This window comes from Streptomyces sp. NPDC041784 (genome assembly GCF_055591025.1).
Genome location: NZ_JBVJAB010000027.1, coordinates 1 through 3,303, shown reverse-complemented (window position 1 = coordinate 3,303; position 3,303 = coordinate 1). Strand labels below are relative to the sequence as shown.

4 protein-coding genes are annotated in these 3,303 nt (G+C 67.5%); 1 reads left to right on the top strand and 3 read right to left on the bottom strand.

Features of this window, described 5'->3' with window-relative positions; translation table 11 throughout:
* Window positions 1-102: 102 nt before the first annotated feature.
* From ACZ6D7_RS37575 to ACZ6D7_RS37565, 3 genes are all read right to left on the bottom strand, one after another.
* Window positions 103-609 (bottom strand): HNH endonuclease, encoded by a 507-nt coding sequence (locus ACZ6D7_RS37575; protein ID WP_469500743.1) that lies wholly within the window; start codon window positions 607-609, stop codon window positions 103-105.
* Between the two features lie 155 nt (window positions 610-764).
* Window positions 765-1,304, bottom strand: a complete 540-nt coding sequence (locus ACZ6D7_RS37570) for a YbhB/YbcL family Raf kinase inhibitor-like protein (RefSeq protein WP_469500741.1) — start codon at window positions 1,302-1,304, stop codon at window positions 765-767.
* A gap of 44 nt (window positions 1,305-1,348) precedes the next feature.
* Entirely contained in the window at window positions 1,349-2,131 is a 783-nt protein-coding gene (locus ACZ6D7_RS37565) for a sporulation protein (RefSeq protein WP_469500740.1), read from the bottom strand.
* 150 nt (window positions 2,132-2,281) lie between these two features.
* Here ACZ6D7_RS37565 and ACZ6D7_RS37560 point away from each other — a divergent pair, with 150 nt between their 5' ends.
* Window positions 2,282-2,923 carry a DNA-3-methyladenine glycosylase gene (locus ACZ6D7_RS37560; RefSeq protein WP_469500738.1) on the top strand — a complete coding sequence of 214 codons (642 nt, stop codon included), beginning with the start codon at window positions 2,282-2,284 and terminating at the stop codon, window positions 2,921-2,923.
* Window positions 2,924-3,303 lie beyond the last annotated feature (380 nt).

The window sequence follows — 3,303 nt, the reverse complement described above, 5'->3', positions numbered from 1 at the left end:
TCCGGAAGAAGGGGAGAAAGCGGGAAGCCGACGAACCCTCCGCGGAGTGGGGTGCCCCCCCCCCCCCCCCGGGGGGGGCCCCCCCCCCCCCACGTCACCGGCTCAGGCCGCGTCGAGCGTGAGCCACTCCGGCAGCGCGGCCAAGTCGTCCTGGCCCAGCGCCAACAGCATCGCGTCCTGCGGAGTCGGCTCGAACGGCTGCCGCAGCAACGGCATCCCCGCCTGCTCCGGAGTCCGGTCCGCCTTACGGTGGTTGTCCTCCGCGCAGGACGCCACCGTGTTCAGCCAGGAGTCCTGACCGCCGTGCGACCGAGGCACCACATGGTCCACGGTGGTCGCGCGGCGGCCGCAGTACGCGCACCGGTGCCGGTCCCTGACCAGCACCCCCCTCCGTGACCATGGCGCTTGTCTTCGGAACGGCACCCGTACGTACCTGCACAGCCTGATCACCCGGGGCGCGGGTATGTCCACATCGGCACCCCGCATACGCAGTTCGGGGTGGGCCTGCTCGACGACGGCCTTGTCCTGGAGGACCAGGACGACGGCTCGGTTCAACGTCACCGTAGACAGCGGCTCGAAGCTTGCGTTCAGGACCAACGTGTCACGCATCCAGCCCACCTCCCATGCGCACCTGCCCACACTCCGTGGCGGGCTCGGATCAACTCTGGACGGGCGCGCCGAGATGGACAACGCAATAAAAATGCCCGCCCCTGATCACTTCCAAGACCGGGGGCGGGCAAACGTTCAATGAACGATGAACTGACTCATCCCTTCGCGGGATTCTCGTACTCACCGATCAGCTGAGCGCGCGCGATCGCGTGGAACCGCAGGTTGAAGCCCACGACGGCGGGCGAGGCGTCCGCGTCCGGCCCGAGCTTCTCCTGGTCCACCGCGTACACGGTGAAGACGTACCGGTGCGGCCCGTCCCCGGGCGGCGGCGCGGCACCGCCGAAGTCCTTGCTGCCGTAGTCGTTGCGCGCCTGCACGGCACCCTCGGGCAGCCCTTCGAACTTCCCGCTGCCCGCGCCGGCCGGCAGCTCGGTCACCGAGGCCGGGATGTCGAACAGGACCCAGTGCCAGAACCCGCTGCCCGTCGGAGCGTCGGGGTCGTAGCAGGTCACGGCGAAGCTCTTGGTCTCGGCCGGGAAGCCCTCCCAGCGCAGCTGCGGCGAGGTGTTCCCCTCCGCGTGCACCTGAGCACCCTTGAGCGTGGCGCCCGCCTCGACGTCCTCGCTCGTCACCGTGAACGACGGCACGGGCGGATGGAAGTCATGGGGGAGCGGCCGCCGCTTGAGCTCGGTCACCTCGGTACCTCCTGAACGGTTCTCTGGAGTATGTGATTCCGAGCCTAGAACCAGTTGCGCTTGCTGCCGACCTCGGACAGCCACTGGTTGAGGTACGCCGCCCAATCGGTCGCCTGGTAGTCGTGCAGACCCACCTGGAACGAGCGGAAGGTGTCACTGCCCTCGCTGAACAGCCCCGGCTTCTTGTCCATCTCCAGCACGACGTCCATCGCGTTCTCGTCGGCCACGAAGCTCAGCTCGACCTGGTTCAGACCGTGGTACTGCGACGGCGGGAAGAACTCGATCTCCTGGTAGAAGGGCAGCTGCTGCCGGGTACCCCGGATCCGCCCGCGCTCCATGTCCGCGTTCTTGAAACGGAAGCCCAGCTGGACGAACGCGTCCAGGATCGCCTTCTGCGCCGGCAGCGGGTGCACGTTGACCGGGTCCAGGTCACCGGAGTCCACGGCCCGCGCGATCGCCAGCTCGGTCGTCACACCGATGTTCATCCCGCGCAGCGCCTGGCCGTCGATCATCGTGATCGGCGTCTCCCAGGGGATCTCCAGCCCGAACGGCACCGCGTGCACGGCACCCGCCTGGAGCTCGAAGGCACCGCCCAGCCGGAGCTTGGTGAACTCGATGTCCTGCTTGTACTCCTGGTCGCCGCCCTCGACCTCGACCTTGGCCTGAAGCCCGACGGACAGACCCTCGATGTTCTGGTTCACGGACCCGCCCTGGATCCGCACCTCGCCCTGGACGACTCCGCCCGGAACGACATTGACCTCCGTCAGCACCGTCTCGACCGAGGCCCCGCCGGCCCCGAGACTCGCGAGCAGCTTCTTGAACGCCATGACTCTCCCTCTACGACTTCTACTGACGGGATCCCTTGATCCCTACAAACGCGATCCGGCGGTGGCCGGTTCCGCGTCCCACACCCTGGCAAGCCGAGTGCCCGCTGACCACCCCGACGCACCCACCGGACTCCACTAGGCTCCGAGGGCATGATCGCGACCCCCGACCGTACGCCTCTCCCCAGGGCCTTCTTCGACCGCCCTGTCCTGGAGGTGGCCCCCGACCTCCTCGGCCGCCTCCTCGTCCGTACGACCCCCGAGGGCCCGATCACCCTCCGCCTCACAGAGGTGGAGGCCTACGACGGCCGGAACGACCCCGGCTCCCACGCCTATCGCGGCCGCACACCCCGCAACGACGTGATGTTCGGTCCGCCCGGCCATGTGTACGTCTACTTCACCTACGGCATGTGGCACTGCATGAACCTCGTCTGCGGTCCCGACGGCACGGCGAGCGCCGTTCTGCTCCGCGCCGGCGAGGTGATCGAGGGCGCCGATCTCGCGCGCAAACGTCGACTCTCGGCCCGTTATGACAAGGAACTGGCCAAAGGCCCTGCCCGCCTGGCCACGGCCCTGGACGTCGACCGGGCCCTCGACGGCACGGACGCGTGCGCCTCCGACGCGACACCGCTGAAGATGCTGACCGGTACTCCGGTCCGCTCCGACCAGGTACGCAACGGCCCACGCACCGGAGTCTCCGGCGACGGGGCCGGCCACCCCTGGCGCTACTGGATCGCCGACGACCCCACGGTGAGCCCGTACAGGGCCCATGTCCCCAGGCGCCGCCCAAGTTGACGCGCTCTTGGCAGGCGCGTAACGTAGCCCGAGCCGCTTGACCGGGTATGGCATTCGCCAAGTGCCTGAAGCGGCCAACCCACTACCTACGAACGCCCCTCAGCGGGAGCGAATTCGGCATGCCCGCATGTCTGAATTCCGACTCGCAGCAACTCGATTATGAGCTGCCGAGGGAATCGGCTAACGTAGTGAATGCCGAAAGGGCGACGGGCGAAAGCCGGAAGCCCCAAGGCAAATCCCGCCGACAGGGAATCAGACGCCGAAAGGATCTGATAGAGTCGGAATCGCCGGAAAGGAAAACGCGAGAGCGGAAACCTGGAAAGCACCGAGGAAATCGGATCGAGAAAAGATCTGATAGAGTCGGAAACGCAAGACCGAAG

What these genes read in the sequence shown, in the direction of transcription:
- ACZ6D7_RS37575 (WP_469500743.1), bottom strand. Translation starts at nt 609, where the DNA reads ATGCGTGACACGTTGGTCCTGAACGCAAGCTTCGAGCCGCTGTCTACG.
- ACZ6D7_RS37565 (WP_469500740.1), bottom strand. Translation starts at nt 2,131, where the DNA reads ATGGCGTTCAAGAAGCTGCTCGCGAGTCTCGGGGCCGGCGGGGCCTCG.
- ACZ6D7_RS37560 (WP_469500738.1), top strand. Translation starts at nt 2,282, where the DNA reads ATGATCGCGACCCCCGACCGTACGCCTCTCCCCAGGGCCTTCTTCGAC.